Source organism: Reyranella sp., from assembly GCF_052439685.1.
GTDB lineage: Bacteria > Pseudomonadota > Alphaproteobacteria > Reyranellales > Reyranellaceae > Reyranella.
On sequence record NZ_JBQVQG010000022.1, the window covers coordinates 15433 to 30968 of the forward strand.

At 65.0% G+C, this 15536-nt stretch carries 16 protein-coding genes and 1 pseudogene; 13 read left to right on the forward strand and 4 right to left on the reverse strand.

Features of this window, described 5'->3' with window-relative positions; all coding sequences use genetic code 11:
• Positions 1-38 precede the first annotated feature (38 nt).
• Entirely contained in the window at positions 39-731 is a 693-nt protein-coding gene (locus ACT6UX_RS22735) for a hypothetical protein (protein ID WP_444777432.1), read from the forward strand.
• A gap of 11 nt (positions 732-742) precedes the next feature.
• On the opposite strand, the gene ACT6UX_RS22740 is transcribed toward ACT6UX_RS22735, so the two are convergent.
• Positions 743-1051, reverse strand: coding sequence for a hypothetical protein (locus ACT6UX_RS22740; protein ID WP_444777433.1), 309 nt, complete (start codon positions 1049-1051; stop codon positions 743-745).
• Positions 1052-1169: 118 nt separating this feature from the next.
• On the opposite strand from ACT6UX_RS22740, the gene ACT6UX_RS22745 reads away from it, so the two are divergent.
• Genes ACT6UX_RS22745 through ACT6UX_RS22760 form a run of 4 tightly spaced genes read left to right on the forward strand, consistent with a single transcriptional unit; the run spans position 1170 to position 5156 of the window.
• Positions 1170-1571: a histidine triad nucleotide-binding protein gene (locus ACT6UX_RS22745; RefSeq protein WP_444777434.1), complete on the forward strand. Its 402-nt coding sequence runs from the start codon at positions 1170-1172 to the stop codon at positions 1569-1571.
• Positions 1568-2620 (forward strand): alpha/beta hydrolase, encoded by a 1053-nt coding sequence (locus tag ACT6UX_RS22750; RefSeq protein WP_444777435.1) that lies wholly within the window; start codon positions 1568-1570, stop codon positions 2618-2620. The genes ACT6UX_RS22745 and ACT6UX_RS22750 overlap by 4 nt, the downstream gene beginning before the upstream one ends.
• 50 nt (positions 2621-2670) lie before the next feature.
• On the forward strand, positions 2671-3537 hold the full coding sequence (locus tag ACT6UX_RS22755; RefSeq protein WP_444777436.1) for a TauD/TfdA dioxygenase family protein: 867 nt from the start codon (positions 2671-2673) through the stop codon (positions 3535-3537).
• 26 nt (positions 3538-3563) lie between these two features.
• The gene (locus tag ACT6UX_RS22760; protein WP_444777437.1) at positions 3564-5156 is read left to right on the forward strand and encodes an FAD-binding oxidoreductase; all 1593 of its coding nucleotides are present in this window, start codon (positions 3564-3566) and stop codon (positions 5154-5156) included.
• Between the two features lie 10 nt (positions 5157-5166).
• Here the strand turns inward: ACT6UX_RS22760 and ACT6UX_RS22765 are convergent, their stop codons facing one another.
• The gene (locus ACT6UX_RS22765; RefSeq protein WP_444777438.1) at positions 5167-5658 is read right to left on the reverse strand and encodes a hypothetical protein; all 492 of its coding nucleotides are present in this window, start codon (positions 5656-5658) and stop codon (positions 5167-5169) included.
• Between the two features lie 137 nt (positions 5659-5795).
• Here ACT6UX_RS22765 and ACT6UX_RS22770 point away from each other — a divergent pair, with 137 nt between their 5' ends.
• Positions 5796-6587, forward strand: a complete 792-nt coding sequence (locus ACT6UX_RS22770) for a bestrophin-like domain (RefSeq protein WP_444777439.1) — start codon at positions 5796-5798, stop codon at positions 6585-6587.
• 3 nt (positions 6588-6590) lie between these two features.
• On the opposite strand, the pseudogene ACT6UX_RS22775 reads toward ACT6UX_RS22770, so the two are convergent.
• A pseudogene (locus ACT6UX_RS22775) lies at positions 6591-7556 on the reverse strand (YifB family Mg chelatase-like AAA ATPase); the annotation flags it as partial.
• A gap of 277 nt (positions 7557-7833) precedes the next feature.
• On the opposite strand from ACT6UX_RS22775, the gene ACT6UX_RS22780 reads away from it, so the two are divergent.
• From ACT6UX_RS22780 to ACT6UX_RS22795, 4 genes are all read left to right on the forward strand, one after another.
• Positions 7834-8211, forward strand: a complete 378-nt coding sequence (locus ACT6UX_RS22780) for a hypothetical protein (RefSeq protein ID WP_444777440.1) — start codon at positions 7834-7836, stop codon at positions 8209-8211.
• 67 nt (positions 8212-8278) lie between these two features.
• Positions 8279-8449 carry a hypothetical protein gene (locus ACT6UX_RS22785; RefSeq protein WP_444777441.1) on the forward strand — a complete coding sequence of 57 codons (171 nt, stop codon included), beginning with the start codon at positions 8279-8281 and terminating at the stop codon, positions 8447-8449.
• Positions 8450-8563: 114 nt separating this feature from the next.
• Entirely contained in the window at positions 8564-9964 is a 1401-nt protein-coding gene (locus ACT6UX_RS22790; protein ID WP_444777442.1) for a hypothetical protein, read from the forward strand.
• Between the two features lie 1188 nt (positions 9965-11152).
• Complete coding sequence (locus ACT6UX_RS22795) at positions 11153-11833, forward strand: recombinase family protein (protein ID WP_444777443.1); 681 nt, start codon at positions 11153-11155, stop codon at positions 11831-11833.
• A 2-nt stretch (positions 11834-11835) separates the two neighbouring features.
• On the opposite strand, the gene ACT6UX_RS22800 is transcribed toward ACT6UX_RS22795, so the two are convergent.
• Positions 11836-12330 carry a hypothetical protein gene (locus tag ACT6UX_RS22800; protein ID WP_444777444.1) on the reverse strand — a complete coding sequence of 165 codons (495 nt, stop codon included), beginning with the start codon at positions 12328-12330 and terminating at the stop codon, positions 11836-11838.
• 562 nt (positions 12331-12892) lie between these two features.
• Here ACT6UX_RS22800 and ACT6UX_RS22805 point away from each other — a divergent pair.
• From ACT6UX_RS22805 to ACT6UX_RS22815, 3 genes are read left to right on the forward strand one after another with little or no spacing between them, the layout of a single operon-like run.
• Entirely contained in the window at positions 12893-13090 is a 198-nt protein-coding gene (locus ACT6UX_RS22805) for a hypothetical protein (RefSeq protein WP_444777445.1), read from the forward strand.
• Positions 13087-13452, forward strand: coding sequence for a hypothetical protein (locus tag ACT6UX_RS22810; RefSeq protein WP_444777446.1), 366 nt, complete (start codon positions 13087-13089; stop codon positions 13450-13452). Before ACT6UX_RS22805 ends, ACT6UX_RS22810 begins: the two co-directional genes overlap by 4 nt.
• Positions 13453-13484: 32 nt before the next feature.
• Entirely contained in the window at positions 13485-15428 is a 1944-nt protein-coding gene (locus tag ACT6UX_RS22815) for a hypothetical protein (RefSeq protein WP_444777447.1), read from the forward strand.
• Positions 15429-15536: the final 108 nt, after the last annotated feature.

The following is a 15536-nucleotide window of genomic DNA, read 5'->3' on the forward strand; positions in this document are numbered from 1 at the left end:
TCGCGTTAAGAGTAGGCTCTCCGCGAAGGAGTTGTTCGATGGATTACGCCGTCATCATCAGCGCCATCGTGCTCGGTCTCTCCGTGCTCGCCACGGCGGCGAAGTTCCTCGACTGGTTTCTCCATTCCGATCCCAAGACGATGGTGCGCACCCTGCGATGGATGGCGCTGCTGCTCGTGATCGTGGCGATCCCGCTCCTCGTGATGATGATCATGCGCGAGCAGTATGCCGGCGCGATGTTGCTCGGCGCGGCGATGATCCTCGTGCCGACGTTCCTGAAATGGCGCGCGATTCTCGTTCCGCTGCGGGCTGCGTTTGCACAGCTCCGGCCGAAACCCGCACCCTTCGAGATGCCGCCCGTATGGCAAGACCCTGCGCCGACGGATCCGCGTGCAGTGCAGCATGCTGCGGCCCTTCTCGAAGCCTATCTCCAGCGCGCCGGGCCGGTTGCTTCAGCGCAACGGCAGATATCTGCCCTTACAGACGACGATGACAGTGTGGGGATGTCGGTGAAGGAAGCGCTCGACGTGCTCGGCCTGCCAGAGGGCGCCGATCTCGCCAGCGTCCACACCGCGCATCGTCGCCTGATGCGCGGCGCGGATCCCGATGCCGGCGGCTCGCCTTATCTCGCCGCCAGGATCGACGAGGCTCGAGACGTCCTTGTCGGTGTCCTGCGACGACGTGTGAAGTCTGTCGAACACCCGGGACGTCCGCGACTGCTCAAAGGCTGAACGGCGCTTCGCTAGTCGCGGAAGACGGCGAGGTGAAAGGGGCGCTTCGCCGGCTTGCCGGCGACATCGTAGGTATGGACGGTCATCTTCATCGCGTCGGCCATCAGTCCGACGGTGCAGAAGCCGGGCTCCACCGCTTCCTGCTCCGTGCTGCCGATCACGCAGGAGAAGTTGGTCTTCGCTTCCTTCTGCAACGGCACCTTCCAGGTGATTACGTACTGGTTGGCGCCCACCAGCTCGCACTTGTCGATCATGTAGCCGCGCGCGATCGAGCCGTCGGCGGCGATCACACAGGCGAGACGCTTTTCGAATTCCGTCATGTGTCGAACCCTCCCTATAGTGCCGCTTCGCATTCAGTGGCGAGGCGCGCCATGCGATTAACACGCTCGCCGCGTAGCGTCATTGCAGCAAGCACCCAGAGCTTCCCGGAGTCTCTCTATGTCCGACACGATGATTCCCGCCTACGACCGCACCAACGTCTTCGCCCGCATCCTGCGCGGCGAACTGCCGTGCAAGAAGGTCCATGAGGACCAGTTTGCGCTGGCCTTCCACGACATCGCGCCGCTGGCGCCGATCCATGTGCTGGTGATCCCGAAAGGCGACTACATCAGCCAGGCCGATTTCGGCGCCAAGGCACCGCCCGAGATGATCGTCGGCTTCTGGCGCGCCGTTTCGAAGGTCGCGCGCGATCTCGGTCTCGATACGGAAGGCTACCGTATCGTGGCCAATCATGGCCCCAATGGCGGCCAGCTCGTGTTCCACTTCCATGTCCATATCTTCGGCGGCCGCACCATGAGCCACGCCATGGGCAGCATGCCCAGCCCGGACCAGGAAGGTTGATCCGCCGCCGCACCCTGTTGGCCGCTGGCCTTCTCGCGCCCGGCGCGGCTTGGGCGCAGAAGCCACCGCAACGGTCGCCGGCGGAAAGCGGCTGGTATGCGAAGGGCAAGACCAAGGAACGTGCGGTGCGGTTCACCGGCACCGGCGGCGTCAGCCTCGCCGGCACCCTGCTGATGCCGCTGTTCAGCGAGATCCAGTACGTGCCGGGCATCGTGCTGGTCGCCGGCAGCGGCCCCACCGACCGCAACGGCAACAACCCGCTGGCGCCGGACCGCATCGACCTCTTGAAGGACATCGCCGAGCTGCTGGCACGCAACGGCATCGCCTCGCTGCGCTACGACAAGCGCGGGATCGGCCAGTCGACGCCGCGGCCGCGCGGCTCGCTGGAGGAGCAGGAGTCGTTCTTCGCCTGGGACAATTTCGTCGGCGACGTCGAGGCCGCGCATGGCGAGCTGCTGCGCCACGACGAGATCAAGCCCTACGCCACCGCCCTGCTGGGCCACAGCGAGGGCGGGTTGCTGGCGTTGGCCGCAAGCGCGACCCTCTCGACGAAGAAGAAGCTGCACGCGCTGGTGCTGGCGGCCACACCGGGCCGCCGGCTCGACGTGATCCTCCGTGAGCAGATTGCGCGCAACGCGCCGCCCTCGCTGCGTCTGCCAACCGACCGGGCGATCGCCGCCATCCTCGAAACGGGGCGCGTGCCGGGCAACCTTCCGCCCGAACTGCAACTGCTGTTCCCGCTCTATGCCGGGCCGTTCCTGCAGAAGCTCCTGTCCTTCGATCCCGCGTCCGCGCTCGCCGACAGCCGCACGCCCTGCCTCCTCCTGCAGGGCGGCGCCGACCGCCAGGTCGTACCCATGGACGACGTCCAGCCGCTGATCGACGCACTGCGGACCCGTGGCGTGTCAGGCGAGGCCGTGGTGATCCCGCAGGTCAGCCACAATCTGAAAGCCGTGACGGGTCCGCTCGATCCGGGTTTCGCCGGGCCGCTCTCGCCTGCGGTCGCCGAGGTCCTGCTGAAGTGGCTGGTGCCGGCGCTGGGTGCTTGATCGTCCCTGCCGGCCGGCCGATCATCGGGCCGAGACACGGAGGCAACGAAATGAGCGTGACAGTGCGGCCGGTGACCGAGTCGGTCGGGGCGGAAATCATCGGCGTCGATCTGCGCAACTTCAGCGACGAGGAGTTCGCAGCGATCGAGCGCGCCTGGTACGCGCATTCGATGATCCTGCTGCGCGGCCAGCAGCTCAGCGACGATCATCTCCTGGCCTTCAGTCGTCGCTTTGGCGAACTCGATCCGCCGCCCAACCAGGAACGCGGCCGCATCAGTCCGCCGGGCTATCCCGACATCTATGTCGTGTCGAACGTGCTCGACACCAAAGGCGATCCGATCGGCGCATTGGGCGACGGCGAAGCAGTCTGGCACACCGACATGAGCTATCTCGACGTGCCGCCCGACGCCTCGATGCTCTATTCGCTGGAGATCCCGTCGACCGGCGGCAACACCTGGTTCACCAGCATGCAGGCGGCCTGCGACGCCCTGTCCGCCGACCTGCGCGCGAGGATCGAGGGCCGCCGGGTCAAGCACGACGGCACCTACAATTCCGGCGGCTTCCTGAGGAAGGGGGTGACGCCGACCGACGATCCCATGGTCGCGCCCGGCGCCTGGCATCCGGCGATCCTGCGCCACCCGGTCAATGGCCGAGCCACGCTCTATCTCGGGCGCAGGCGCAATTCCTTCGTCGAGGGCTACACGAAGGAGGAATCCGACGCGCTGCTGGAAGAGCTGTGGGCGCACGTCACCCAGCCGCGCTTCATCTACCAGCATGTCTGGAAGCTGGGCGACCTCGTGATGTGGGACAATCGCTCGACCATGCATCGCCGCGATCCGTTCGACAAATCGGCGCGCCGCATCATGCATCGCACGCAGATCAAGGGGACGACGAAGCCGATCGCCTTCGCGGCCTGAACAATGAAAAAGACACCGGAGGAAACATGCGGCGGCAGAAGAAGTTCTATGCCTGGGGTTACGCTGACGAGGACCTGACCCAAGACGAAATCCGGCCGTGGGAGGCGGAGATCGCCCAGCGCTACGGCCTCTCCGGCTTCGACGTGAAGCCGCCGCCCAAGGCGGACGAGATCGAATTGCGCAAGAGCCGGGTCGATGTCCCCGCCGCGCTGCAGGCGATGGTGCGCACCGATCACCTGACGCGGTTGGAACACAGCTACGGCAAGGCCGGCTTCGACACGCTGCGCATGTTCATGCGGTCCGTGCCCAACCCGCCCGATGCGGTGGCTTTCCCCGAGACGGAAGAGGACATCGTGAAAGTCCTCGACTGGTGCGACCGTATCGGCGCCAAGGCGATCCCCTATGGCGGCGGCTCGTCGGTGGTGAAGGGCATCGAGCCCTCGGCCGCGTTCGACAAGGTCGTGACGATCTCGACCCGCCACATGGACAGGGTGCTGGAGGTCGATGCGGTGAGCCAGGCCGCGCGCATCCAGGGCGGCATCTACGGGCCGGCGATCGAGGATGCGCTGCGCGACACGCCCTTCACCATGCGCCACTACATGCAGGCCTATCGCTGCTCGACCCTGGGCGGCTGGATCGCCACGCGCTCGGGCGGCCACTACGCCACGCTCTACACCCATATCGACGATTTCGTGGAGAGCACGCGCGTCGTGACGCCCGAAGGCACGCTGGAGACGCGGCGCCTGCCCGGCTCCGGCGCCGGGCCCAGCCCGGACCGCCTGTTCATCGGCTCCGAGGGAATTCTCGGCATCATCACCGAGGCGTGGGTGCGCCTGCGCAGGAAGCCGACCTTCCGCACCTCGGCCAGCGTGCGCTTCCGCGACTTTTATGCCGGCGCCGACGCCGTGCGCGACATCACGCAGGCCGGCCTCTATCCCGCCAACTGCCGCCTGCTCGAGGCGCGCGAGGCGCTGCCCGGTATCCCGTGGAGCAACGAGGAGGCCGTGCTGGTGCTCGCCTTCGAATCGCCCGACCATCCGCTCGACGCCTGGATGCAGCGCGCGCTCGAGATCTGTGCCGCGCATGGCGGCGTGGCCGACCAAAGCGGCGACGACGAGAACGCCCATCGTTCCGGCGCCGCCGGTGCCTGGCGCAATAAATTCATCCGCGCGCCGCATTATGGCGAGCATGCGGTGGCGCGCGGCATCCTGTCCTCGACCTTCGAGACCTCGATGACGTGGGAGCGCACCCGCGACTTCCACACGAAGATCACGAAGATCGCCAAGGACACGATCAGGTCCGTGACCGGCCGCGAGGGCACGGTCACCTGCCGCTTCACCCACGTCTATCCCGACGGGCCGTGCCTCTACTTCACCTTCGGCGGCCTGTTCGACCCGAAGAAGGACGCGCTGGCGCAGTTCATGGAAGTGCTGTCGACCTGCACGGCGGCAACCGTGGAGCATGGCGGGACGACCACACACCATCACGCGGTGGGCCGCTTCCATCGGCCGTTCTACGACAGGCAGCGGCCCGAGCTCTTCGCCCGCGCTTTGCGTGGTGCCAAGCGCGAGCTGGATCCGAAGGGGATGATGAATCCCGGTGTGCTGATCGATCCCTGACGCAGGGACGTCAGTGCACGACCGCGACCGATCGCGGCAGGAAGAAGAACATGACAAGCACGTGACGGACGAGCAGCAGCGCGCCCACGCCCACGAAGACCAGGCCGGCGGCCACGAGATAGTCGTCGACCTCACCCGTGTAGATGATCGTGTTGGGAATCTTGATCAGCTCGATGCAGATCTCGGCCATCAGGCCGATGGAGAGCTGGCCCACGCCGTAATTGTGACAGACGTGATCGATCGCCACCTGCCACTGTTCGTTCTGGACTTCCAGCAGACCGAAGATCTCGCGCAGCGTCTTCCGTTCTTCGAGAAGGACGCCCCAGCCAATCATGATGACGCCGATGCCGGTAACGATATCCATTTCTTCATGGAGGTCAGGCTTCAACCACAACGACTTGGGAATTTCAGTCAATGTGATGATCATGGGGATGCAGATCAGCACGGAGATCAGGCCAATTGCATAGTGCGACAGAACAACACGCATCAAGGGACGCATCATCACAAACTCTTTTCTTTCTGTTGCCTCGGGCAGGCATGCCCGCGGCGATGCGACCCTAGTCGAGCGGCCGATCGGGGATCAATCTCGGCAAGCATCATCGACTCCATACTGACGCCTCTCCTCGCTAGAACAGGCCCATGATCGACTGGCTTTATTCGCTTCCCGAGATCCTCATCCTGGTGGCCGGCGCCCTCGTGATGGCCGGCGCGATCCTCGCCCTGCCGTCGCTGGTCCACCGGCTGCCCTACCTGCGGACCAGCAACGAGAACAACGACTTCGTCCTGCGCATGCAGGCCACGCTGTTCACCATGACGAGCCTGGTGCTGGCCTTCACCCTGGTCGAGGCGGAGAGCAATTTCCGCAAAGTCGACTCGCTACTGGCGACCGAGGCCTCGCAGATCAACCGACTCGACCGGCTGCTCAACCGCTATGGCGAGGAGCAGGTCACGGGGCTGCGGCGCAGTCTGATGGCCTATGCGAAGGCGATCGTCGACGATGAATGGCCGGCGATGCTGCGCGGCGAGGCCAGCGGCAAAGTGCGCCTCGCCTTCGCGTCCCTCTCGCGCGGCATCTTCGAGATCGAGCCGCGGTCCGCCCGCGAGACGACGATCTATGCCGAGATCCTGAGTTCCTTCGACTCGATCGCCGAGTGGCGTGACGCAAGGCTCAAAGCCGTCACGATAGCCCTGCCCGAGCGCTACTGGCAGGTCATACTGTTCGCCGTCCTCATGGTGCTGTTCATCACCAGCACCATGGGGCGCAGCGCCTTCCGCGCCTACGTGCTCTCGGCCCAGATGGCTGTCATGGGCGTCTTCATCGGATTCGTCTTCATCATGGACCAGCCCTTCAAGGGCCAGACCGCCGTGGACGCCGACCAGCTTCGGAAAGCGATCGTCCTGATGGAAAACCGGGATCGGCGGGACCGGTAGCATTCACGCCGCGAGCATCGGGCGTGTCTGCGGCCGCCGATAGCTCAGCGCCTCGGCGATGTGCAGGCGGCGTACGGCGTCCGAGCCGTCGAGATCGGCGAGCGTGCGAGCTACCCTGAGCGTGCGGTGCCAGGCGCGGGCGGAGAGTCCGAGGCGTTCGGCGGCGCGGGCGAGCAGCGCCCGGCCCTCGGCGTCGGGTTCGGCGATGGCGGCCAGCAGGGCACCGTCGGTATCGGCGTTGCAGCGCGGCTTGGACCAGTTGCGGGCGCGGTCGGCCAGAAGACCGGCGGCCGGATCGGCTTCGACGGCGGACAGCTTCCCCTTGGCATCGAGTTCGGCCAGCCGCTCGCGCTGGACGGTGCGGGCGGCGGCGACGCGGGCGGCGATGTCGGCCGAGCTTTCGGCCGGCGGCGGCAAAGCGAGATCGGCGGCGGCGACGGCGGGCACGTCGATGGTCAGGTCGATGCGGTCGAGCAGCGGGCCAGAGAGCTTGGCCTGATAGTCGGCGCCGCAGCGCGGGGCGCGGCCGCACGACCGCCCGGGCTCCATCAGATGGCCGCAGCGGCAGGGATTCATGGCAGCGACCAGCTGGAAGCGCGCCGGATAGGTGACGTGCGCATTGGCGCGCGCCACCGTCACGCGGCCGCTCTCGAGCGGCTGGCGCAGGGCCTCGAGCGTGGCGCGGTTGAACTCCGGCAGCTCGTCGAGGAAAAGCACGCCGTGATGGGCGAGCGACACCTCGCCAGGCTTGGGTCGCGCGCCGCCGCCGATCAGCGCCTGCAGGGTCGCCGAATGGTGAGGGTCGCGGAAGGTGCGGCGGCGGCTCAAGCGGCCCTCCCCCAGGTCGCCGGCCAGCGAGCGCACCATCGAGGCCTCCAGCGCCTCCTCCGGATCGAGCGGCGGCAGCAGGCCGGGCAGGCGTGCCGCCAGCATCGACTTGCCCGAGCCCGGCGGGCCGATCATCAGCATATCGGCACAACAGACCCATGGTTCGCGGAGGTCACTTTGATATTGACCTGCGATAACGTTATCAGCAGTATACCCACGCTGGCTTACCGGCCCTAGCACTTCCACACCGCCGGAGAAGCGGGAAGCGCAAGAAGGCGAGCCAGTGATGCGGCGAGACGAAGGCTGCCAGGCCTCCTTGAGCCGCATTCCTCACCACGGAGTAACGACGAGGGAGTCGGAAGATGACGAATAGGCTCACACAAAATTTTTTACGGCGGCCACCACGGAGGAGGCTGAGGTGAACGAAGGGGCGGCAACGAAGCCCCTCCAGCACTTCGAGTTCCAGCTGTTGCTGGCCGTCGAAGCTCTCGGAACTGAGGCCTTTCCTGCTGAACTGGCACGGCGATTGACCCACCATTTGGGTCGGCATGTGTCGCTCGCGCAGGTCTTCGTCGCGCTGGAGCGCCTCGAAGATAAAGGCTGCGTCTCGTCCGAGACCGTTATCCCTGATCCGCCTGTAAGAGGTGGTCGTCGTCGTCGAGTGTTCCGCGTGGAGCCAAACGGTGCGAAGGCGATCAGGGTTACCACGACTACCTATGACCGTGCGGCCCCCGCTGCGAAGGCGGAGACTGCGTATGAAGAGAGAAGAAGAAGGCGGGAGCCCGCCACCGCATAGGTGGGCAAAGGTCGTTTACCGGCTCCTTGCAGCCGGTCGATATGCGGCATTGTGGATGCCGGAGCTGATGCGCCTGTACTCATGGTACGTCAGCGAGAACGGCAAGGAAGCGGCGGACGCTTGGTTGATGGTCGAACTCCTCCATTCGGTGGGTCCGAGTCTCAGCGGGCGTGTGTACCGGGTCCTGCGGGCGCTGTACGCGACCTGGCAGGTCTACAAGAAGTTGGCGGGCGACTAGCAATACGGACAATCCAGCGAGCGAGCGGCATGATTGGGGCTGATCATGGGATCGGCCCCCTTCAGCGCAGACCCGAGTGCAATTGGACCGTGCTTTGGGCTGGCGGAGAATGTCATGCAGGAAGGCAGCCATCGGACGTTCCTGGCGGAGATCGCTCCATGGCGGGACGCGTATGAGATCATGCTCGTCACGTATGTTGCTATCCGCGATACCGCGGGATGGACGGTCGCTCTGAGCCGCGCAGACCTCCTTGTGTCTTGGGCGCAGGCCCCCGCCGACCAGCGGTTCGAGAACAAACAGATTCTCGCGGAGAGATTTCGGATTGAGTTATCCACCCCAGAAGGGTGGCGCCAAGCAGAGGATGTGCTCGAAGCCATTGCTGGTGGCACGCTGAAGACGCCTTCCGGACCACTGCCTCTCTACAACAGATCCATGAACTCCCTCGTTGGCACGACGTGGATTCCGACCAATGATCAATGGCGCCGTGACGTGGTCTATCGCGTCCACCGGAACGAACTGGATTCGCCCCTGCTGAACAACGAGCTTCTCGACTGGGAGCTGAAGGGCGGACTTACTCCGTATGATGGCGTTGCAGATCTCGTAGATGACTTTGGTTTGAGCGCCCAGCACTTGGCTCACGTGCGGCTGGAAGTCGTGGCATGGCATGCTGCAGAGGTCGATGCTGAGACCGTGGTGGGTGACAGCGACGCCCAACTGGCGTGTTTGGTGGCGGGCGGCGTGAACCCCGCTAACGTTGCGCTCGGCTACCGCGTTCGCCTCAATGGGAAGACGATAGCGAGAGGATCGCTACATGGTGAGGCCCTGTCTTGGGAGCAGCGTGCCGGCCGCCAGCGAGCGGTGGGCCGTATCGAAATCCCTATGGGCGCTGTGATCCAGTGTCTGGCAACGATCAACGGCCATGCGCATCACCAGTTCTGGGTAGCCAACCCAAGGACGCTGCAGAACGCTAAGCACGCTGCATTCAGGGAATACGACCAAGACCTGCACACCCTCCGCGACTACCTGTTTGGCTCGGGAAAGAGAGGGCAAGAGGCGCGAGACCTGGAGTTTGGTGTCTCGTGGCTCTTGTGGATGTTCGGCTTCCTCCCCGCCACCTTCGGCCCCAATAAGAGACTGGAGAATGCCCCCGATGTACTCGCGACGTCGCCGAGCGGCCATTTCATCGTGGTCGAGTGCACGACGGGGGGTCTGAAGTCGGACCACAAGCTCTCGAAGCTGCACGAGCGGTCGGTGGCGCTTCGCCGCCGCCTGAATGAGGGTGGACACAGTCATCTCCGAGTACTGCCGCTAATCGTAACCTCGCTACGGCGCGATGAGGTCCAGGCCGACATTGAGCAGGCGGAAAAGCTCGGCATCCTCGTCGGCACCAGAGAAGACCTTGAACTGGCGATCGAGCGGTCCGGACACTTCGCGAACCCTGAGATGCTGTATGCCGAAGCCGAGAAGGCCACTCAAGAAAAGCGGCAACAGCAGGAATCTGAGACAAAGAAGTAGGGTGATCGCCCAGGCAGGGCCGATGCGCAGCTGTTTTGGGAGAAAAATCTCTGCCCCCTCCCAACGCCATCGGCGCACTGCATACCCCCGGTGGGGTGCCCGCTGGCCCGACGCGCGTGCCTTTTTGCATGCGCCGAAGTGGCCGCCTTTCGATCCTCGCGCCGCGTGGCCCATGGCGAGCCGGCCCGACACACGGCATTCCACAACGACAGAGGGCCCCGGCGTCACCACCGAGGACCCAGGTCGCACTGCTGTCGCGCCCTAGCGCAGCCGAGAGGGTGCCGGCGTGACCCACCACTCGTGCCTACCGCAGCGCGTGACGACGCAGCCATCAGAGAAGGTGTGGGATCGCCCGTCGGCCAGCCCAGCGGGGCACTCGGACCAGACCGTGGGATCGTAAGGCCGCACCTCCAACTCGCTCTTGTCGTCAAGGATCACCCGCACGCTCTCGCTGGTCGCAAAAAACTGTAGCACTAGACTTCTCCCGCTCTCTTGATGGCGTCGCCATTCACCAGCGGCGCGAGAGAATCATGAACCCGTCGACGTGCGTTGTCTGGAATGCGCCACTAGTGGAGCGATCCGGGCTGCATGCTCCACTAGTGGAGCAACTTTCTTTGTGACGCAGATGCAGCCGGGCTCGCGGCCTCCTGCCTTTGCTCCCCTAGTGCAGAGGTCGAGGAACGCCTGTGGTTATTGAGTCAATCCGCCGCACGAGACAGGGGCCTATCTGCATTGGTTCCCTTGGAAGCTGAACCCGGTCACCGTGCCCTGCTGCACCGTGAACGTCGTCTTGCATCGCCCCGTCAACGTCACGCCCTCCGCATTGTACTTCCGCTCCGTCGAGTAGGTCAGGAGCTTTGTCCCGTCATCAGCGCGGTAGCTTGTGTCAGGCGCACCCCACTTCGCGACTAAGCCGGCCTCGGATGTCCCGACCCATGTCTGAAGAGTGTCGCGGTATCGCTCTGGAGAAGCACAGCCCACCACCAGCATCGCAACAGCAACAGTAGCCCACCTCATCACGACCTCCTGCGTTAACTGAAGGAGAAGTTGTGGCACGCGCACCGCCTCAACCGTCCCTGAGTCACTTTGACTCGGCGACCATGCTGGCTGATCCGTCGTATCAATCCGCGCAACGTTCGTTAGGCGGTTTGGTAAGGTCGGGAGATCGAGATGCGAGAGACGAAGTGGGTGAGCTACTTGCGAGTGTCGACGGGCAGGCAGGGCCGCGAGGGCCTCGGCATTGCTGCGCAGCGTGACGCCGTGGCGGCGCTAGTGCGGGCCCAGGGCGGCCGGATGCTTGACGAGTTCGTCGAGGTGGAGAGCGGCGGTAACAACGAACGGCCCGAGCTGCAGCGAGCGATCCGCCGCGCCAAGGTGAGTGGCGCTCGGTTGGTGATCGCGAAGCTGGATCGCCTCTCCCGCTCTGCGTCGTTCCTCCTCCATCTCCGCGACAGCGGCGTCCGCTTCGTCGCGGCCGATCTCCCCACGGCGGACGAGACGGTGGTCGGCATCATGGCCGTGATCGCCCAGCGGGAGCGCGAGGTGATCGCCCAGCGCACCAAGGATGCCCTCGCGGTGGCCCGCCGCCGGCTCGCCCAGGAGGGCCGCAGGCTGGGCAACCCAAACGGCGCAGCGGCGCTCCGGAGAGCCGCCAAGGGGAATCACGCGGCCATCGCGGCAGTATCAGCGGGAGCTGAGCGCCGGGCGGAGGAGCTGCGGGAGACGCTGGCCGATGTCGTGGCGAGCGGCGCGGTGTCCCTGTCGGCCATAGCTGCAGAGCTGAACCGGCGTGAGATCGAGTCGCCTAGAGGCGGTCAGTGGTATCCTGCGGGCGTTGCCCGGCTGCGCGAAAGGCTCGCCAAGGACTAGAGTCACTCGCCGCGCTTGAATATGACTTCACGCTCTCCGGAAGGGAGACCGCGGACGATCCGCCATCGATCAACTGCAAATTTCGGCCCCAGACCGGGCTTCGTCATCAGGCCAGAGGCCAGGTCGAAGGATGCTCGGCCGCGCACAGCACTCCCGATCATTAGATAGGCGCTGTCCCCAGAAACGACCACGCGCCACGCTTTGTGGTCAACATCTCCTAACGTGATTTGAACTGCGTCGGAAGCATCGTAGTCGATGAAGTATTCGTGGCCGTAGTGAAGCGCACAATGTGCGTCTGGATCATCGACGCGCTGGAGAGCAGGGCTATCAAAACCAGTGTCATCGAGCGGCGACAGCTCTAGCATCTCGAACTGCTGGCTTGAAGCCAAGCTTACGCGGACACCCAGGCAGCGCGTCCCATTACAATCCCAATAGGCCAGCCCCCCAAGAGGCACACTTGGCAGGCCAACCGGAGTTACGATTCTCTCAACAATCATTGATGAACCTCCTTTGTGACGTTTCAACCTACGGGATGCTTGCGGGAGCGCCTAGAGGAGCTTCGCGCGGCGGCCTCAGTTCCCTGTCGCTAATGGGGACCCGCGGACGGTCTAGATAGCGGGCGCGTCCGTCGCCATCGCAGACGTTCAACAATCCTCTGCGCACGCCAAAAACGGGGCCAGGAAGCCCACCAGAGCGCGTCCGTCACAGGCCGTAGCACGCCAGCGGGTCCGCTGGAGGGCATCTGGCGAGTCTCTAATGGCCGCTGAGGGCCATCAGAATTAGGTCGCCCCTTCGCACAAACTGAACCTCTGGCGGACCGGCCATCTCGGCACATGCGCTGTGCCACAAAATCTAGTGCAGCGGCCTACGCGCCCCATCCCTTTTTTCGCAAACGACTCCAACAACTGAGCCATCACCATGAACGAACTCACGCAGCCGTCAGCACCCGCCGACGCAGAGCTGGACTGCGAAGCCATCGCCGCCGGCATCCGAGGGCTGACGCAGACCGCGCGACTCTCAAGCCACAAGAACGCCAACTCCATCAGGAGCCAATTCCACATGACTGGCACCCAGGCCGCCCTCTTCAAGCTCACCACTCTCGCCGTCTCGGTCGTGGCCCGAAGGCCGGTTGCGGGGGCTACGGTGCTGCGGCTGGCCCTCGTCCGCCTTGCCCGTGACGTGAACGCCGCCCTGAAGGATGAGGCCCTAGCGGCGGAGATACGCCGCGACATGGCGGTCGCGCGGGGTGCCAAGTGATCCCCGAGAATGCCGGCGCACAGCCAGAGACGCCCCAGGAGATCAAAGCCCGCCTAGCGCAGGCCCTTGAGAAGCTCTTGCTGAAGACTGTTGAGGGTGCGCTCGCCGCCGTGAGTGTCGAGAAGCCAACGGCTAGTTCCCTGCAGGCGGCTCGATCCATCCTCAGCGAAAACGACATCAACCTGAAGACGCTGGCTTCCCTGCGGGGTGGCCGGAACCCCCTCGGCGCTCTGGCCAACTCCCTGCCGACGTTCACCGACGAACCGGACGAGGTGTCCCGCGGCGGGCAGCCGCAATCAGAAGACGCCCTCCGCAACGTGCCGCCGTTCGCCGCCGAGCCGACCGAAGACGACGCCGACTAGCCTCGGCCCAACCCACGATCACAGGAACCACCATGAACCGACACCAGCGCCGGGCGATGAAGCACGACCTCTCGCGTGCCGGCTACGAACAGTCCATCAACGGCCTCTCACATCTCGGCCTCACGGACCCCGCCTTTGAGCGCCTGTGCAAGACGCTTACGGACAACAACAACACCCTGAGCGACGAGCACAAGGCGGCGCTGTATGCCCTCTGCGGCCTCTTCACGGAGAGCGCACAGGGACGTCGGCCGGGCCGCTGGGCGTTCCCCCTCCCCACTGGCATGGGCAAGACGTCAGCCGTGGTCGCGTGGTGCTCCACCCTCGCCCAGCGTGGGCACGATCACGTCGCGGTCGCCGCCTCCGCCAGCAAGGTCGAGGCGCTGGTAGAGCTCAAGCTCGCTATGATGGCCCAAGGTGTCCCCGAGGCGAGCATTGGCCTGCTCTACGTCCCTAACGGGAACCCCTATGCCCTGCCTCCGACCGCCGCCAACGATGACCGGCAGATCATGCTCGTTGCCCACAATCGCGTTCGCATGAAGGACGGGCACGACCTCTTCATGAGCTACCGGGGCAAGCGGCGCGATCTCCTGATTTGGGACGAGAGCCTTATCGCCAGCGACGCCTACGGCATCAGCGTTCGCGAGCTGAGCGGAGCCATTGGCTACCTCGAAGGGGTGTCACGCGGACGCGATGACGAGAGCGGCCGGTTGATCGCCTGGCTGAAGGCCGCCCGAGACAGCATCGAGACAGCACTCTCATCGCCGAGCCGTTCGGCCACGACGCTCACTCTTCCGAGCTTGGAGGATGCAGAGCTGACCGCGTTCCGCGCAATGCTCCCGTGCCGGCCCGTGACCGCTCCCGTGGTCGATCTCCTAGAGTGCTGCCGCGAGGAGCTACGGGCGATTCCCACGGGCGACAACGGGGCAGTCTGGTACCAGCTCGCCGTGCCGCGCGAGATCGGCAACATCATCGTTCTGGACGCCAGCTACCCTATCCGGCGGCTGGTGCAGGCCGACGCCTCGATCAACGACGCCGAAAGGCACCTAGAGCCCATCAAGCGCATCGGGAACCGCCTATCGCAGCTCAAGGACTATCGCGACGTCACCTTGCACCAGCTCTTTGCAGGCAGCGGGCGGGACACCATGCACCGGGACTTCGCCTCGGTCAGCGAGAGGAGGGCTGTGCGCGAGGTAGTCGACGTGGTGAAGGCGGTGCCGGACGACGAGGCCGTGCTGATCTTCGTCTTCAAGGACCGAAGCGGCGAGGAGATCAACTACAGGTCCGCCATGCTGCGCGGCCTCGCGGCAGCCGGCATCGACACGCGGGCCAAGATGACCACCACCATCAACGGGAAGCCCGCAGCGGTGGACCGCATCAATGTGGCGACGTGGGGACAGGAGACCAGCCTCAACCGCTGGGCCCACTGTACCAACGTCGTGCTCTGCGGCGTGCTGCAGCGGTCGTCGCTCGACCTAGCCGCGTCCTTCATCGGCCAGTCTGACAACCTCCGCGAGGAGCTGTCGACCACTACCGTTAAGGGGTTGGCGCGAAGTGAGGTCGCTCACGTTGTCTATCAGGCGCTCAGCCGTGGTAGCTGCCGTGTCATGTCGGACGGGCGGGCCAAGCCGATGAAGGGTTGGATCATCCACCGCGACGTTGGCATCCAGCCCGCCTTGTCGGAAGTCATGCCCGGCGTCCGGTGGGCAGAGTGGAAAGCAAGGCACCTTGCCTCCGCCGACGGCCGGCAGCCCGGCGTCACTGCCTCAACGACCGTCCGCATCGTCGACCACCTGAAGGGGCTACCAGAGAGCGTGGACCGGGTCTCGACCAGAGCCCTTAAGGACGCCGCGGGGCTGCGGGCGGTCGCGGCGCGGACCTTCACGGACGCTGCACGGAACGTATCCGACCATGTTCCGTGGATCCTCTCGGGTCGGTCTTTCCAGCGGATATGCCCGTCGGTCGGGTCACAGGGTTAAGTGTGGTCTCCCTAATACTAAAGGGAAGCCGCGCTTAACTTGGGCCGCTCCGCCGGGAAGCACGGGGGGGGGGGGCTGGTCGGGCCATCTCGACCGCCTCGCAGCCTC

Bases quoted from the DNA above. Each gene is read 5' to 3' on its own strand.
- ACT6UX_RS22785 (WP_444777441.1), top strand. From the start codon at position 8,279: ATGCGCCTGTACTCATGGTACGTCAGCGAGAACGGCAAGGAAGCGGCG.
- ACT6UX_RS22735 (WP_444777432.1), top strand. From the start codon at position 39: ATGGATTACGCCGTCATCATCAGCGCCATCGTGCTCGGTCTCTCCGTG.
- ACT6UX_RS22770 (WP_444777439.1), top strand. From the start codon at position 5,796: ATGATCGACTGGCTTTATTCGCTTCCCGAGATCCTCATCCTGGTGGCC.
- ACT6UX_RS22760 (WP_444777437.1), top strand. From the start codon at position 3,564: ATGCGGCGGCAGAAGAAGTTCTATGCCTGGGGTTACGCTGACGAGGAC.
- ACT6UX_RS22740 (WP_444777433.1), bottom strand. From the start codon at position 1,051: ATGACGGAATTCGAAAAGCGTCTCGCCTGTGTGATCGCCGCCGACGGC.
- ACT6UX_RS22805 (WP_444777445.1), top strand. From the start codon at position 12,893: ATGACTGGCACCCAGGCCGCCCTCTTCAAGCTCACCACTCTCGCCGTC.
- ACT6UX_RS22755 (WP_444777436.1), top strand. From the start codon at position 2,671: ATGAGCGTGACAGTGCGGCCGGTGACCGAGTCGGTCGGGGCGGAAATC.
- ACT6UX_RS22815 (WP_444777447.1), top strand. From the start codon at position 13,485: ATGAACCGACACCAGCGCCGGGCGATGAAGCACGACCTCTCGCGTGCC.
- ACT6UX_RS22800 (WP_444777444.1), bottom strand. From the start codon at position 12,330: ATGATTGTTGAGAGAATCGTAACTCCGGTTGGCCTGCCAAGTGTGCCT.
- ACT6UX_RS22790 (WP_444777442.1), top strand. From the start codon at position 8,564: ATGCAGGAAGGCAGCCATCGGACGTTCCTGGCGGAGATCGCTCCATGG.
- ACT6UX_RS22765 (WP_444777438.1), bottom strand. From the start codon at position 5,658: ATGATGCGTCCCTTGATGCGTGTTGTTCTGTCGCACTATGCAATTGGC.
- ACT6UX_RS22745 (WP_444777434.1), top strand. From the start codon at position 1,170: ATGTCCGACACGATGATTCCCGCCTACGACCGCACCAACGTCTTCGCC.